This window comes from Tabrizicola sp., from assembly GCF_051645465.1.
Classification (GTDB): Bacteria; Pseudomonadota; Alphaproteobacteria; order Rhodobacterales; family Rhodobacteraceae; genus Tabrizicola.
Map to the genome: position 1 here is coordinate 1 of NZ_JBOFBI010000109.1, position 1,731 is coordinate 1,731.

The following is a 1,731-nucleotide window of genomic DNA, read 5'->3' on the forward strand; positions in this document are numbered from 1 at the left end:
CGTTGCGCGCGGGCGCGGGTAACGGTGCAGCCCTTCGCGGTCATTCGCCCCGCCCGGTGCTGCGAGGCAACATTCCCGAAAGCGGCCTTTGTTCGCTGGGTGCCGCATGTCGCCGACATCCCCCAGAGCGACCCGCTGGATGGCGCCTATTCGCGCTGCCGACTGCCGAAGAACAGCAGGCCGCTGGCGACCAGCAGAATAGGCCATGGCGTCAGCAGAAGGACAGTCGCATCAATCATCGTCCACAGTCCGAGGGTCACTCCAAGAAAGGGCGGCGGAACGATCCTACGGCGGTTCATCCACAAGACCATCAGACCGATGAGTGTCAGCGGCAGGCCAAAGCTGGCGAGGCTGAACCAGTATGCGGTACCGGCCGCGTCCATCGCGGAGAAGTCTTCGCTCCACAGTTCTCCGCTGAACCACGCGCCAGCGTGTTCTGCGGCACCTTCCAGGGTCAAGGCACCCAGGGTGTGTGCGGTGCCATAGAATACGATGAGCCATCCTGCCCATTTGATCATCTGGAGTTGCCTTTCAGATAGCGCCGCCTGCCCCAACGGACCAAACCGGAGTCGGGCCGACGGCGTCGTCGTCGATACGCCTTAAACCTTCAGCCCTTGAAGCTGCGATAGCCACGCATCAGGCCCAGACACAATGCTGCCGCGACCAACGCGGCGACTGGAAAACCGCTTGGGGGCATCAAGATGGTGGAAAAAGCCGCCCAAGCCAGAAGAGCAAAGCCCACGAAAGCAGGGACGCGGATGCCCTGCCGGTCCATCCAAAGAATGAGCGCTCCTAGAACACCAAGCGGCACCGCGAAGCTGCCGATGGTCGACCAGAAGGCGAAGCCGGTCAACACCAGGTCGTGCCGCTGGCCAGAGACCGGCCCCCAGTGCTCCCAGGTCCAGAGATCACCGTTCACTGCGCTCGCCGCATGGTTAAGCGCATCATAGCCCAGCACGATCATGTGTAGGACTGAAAGCGCAACGATGCCCCAGGCAGATAGTCTAAGCATCTCAGTTTCCTTTCTATTCATGATAGGCTGACCAAGCCGTTCAGCGATGTGGGACGATGAAGCATCGCCGACGGCTTCATGTGACCGGAGGTCTCCAGCCGGCATTCCAGCCGAGTTGATCTTCTGCGCGGGTCGTGTCGACTTCGCCATCGCGTTCGGCAATGTTGTAGATGCCCGCCACCTCGATCCGGGCACACAAGGCCGCTGCCCGAGCCGCTGCGTCAACGTGAACAGCGGCTGGCCCCCAGGGTAGGTCTGACCCGGTGCCAGGGCCATAAAGCCTGCCATACCGCAAGATGACCGAGGGGATCGGGGAGGTTGTGACCTGATCCTCAAGGCTGACGACGCCAAGAGAGCTGGGCGAAGCCGATGGCAGTCTGCCCGCCAGCAGATCGCTTTCGGCATGCGGCTTGCGGCCCGGCGCGTAGTCGAAGGCGATGCTTTGCGCGATGATCCGTGTTGCGCCCGCCGCCTCGGCGGCATCGACCAGATTGCGCGTGCCGTGCTTTCGCAAAGCGGCGTTCCGCTCCAGCGCCTGGTTGTCGAGCTTGGCGAGATTGCGGGGCAAATCCGTCAACTGATGCATGAGCACATCCGGACCAAAGTCACACACCCCGGATCGGACAATGTCGGAATCGAAGGCGTCGGCCTGCACCGTCGCGACGCCAAGGCCTCGCATGCTTTCCGCCCGTTCGCGGGAGCGTGTCATGCCCATGACA

At 62.6% G+C, this 1,731-nt stretch carries 3 protein-coding genes; all 3 read right to left on the minus strand.

Annotation, left to right across the window (positions count from 1 at the left end; genetic code table 11):
* Positions 1-146: 146 nt before the first annotated feature.
* On the minus strand, positions 147-518 hold the full coding sequence (locus ACRCSW_RS06815) for a DUF6463 family protein (protein WP_438703691.1): 372 nt from the start codon (positions 516-518) through the stop codon (positions 147-149).
* An 89-nt stretch (positions 519-607) separates the two neighbouring features.
* On the minus strand, positions 608-1,012 hold the full coding sequence (locus tag ACRCSW_RS06820; protein ID WP_438703693.1) for a DUF6463 family protein: 405 nt from the start codon (positions 1,010-1,012) through the stop codon (positions 608-610).
* 76 nt (positions 1,013-1,088) lie between these two features.
* A partial coding sequence (locus ACRCSW_RS06825; RefSeq protein WP_438703695.1) for an NAD-dependent epimerase/dehydratase family protein occupies positions 1,089-1,731 on the minus strand: 643 nt, incomplete at its 5' end.

Coding starts and splice junctions, on each gene's coding strand:
- ACRCSW_RS06815 (WP_438703691.1), bottom strand. CDS start 518: ATGATCAAATGGGCAGGATGGCTCATCGTATTCTATGGCACCGCACAC.
- ACRCSW_RS06820 (WP_438703693.1), bottom strand. CDS start 1,012: ATGCTTAGACTATCTGCCTGGGGCATCGTTGCGCTTTCAGTCCTACAC.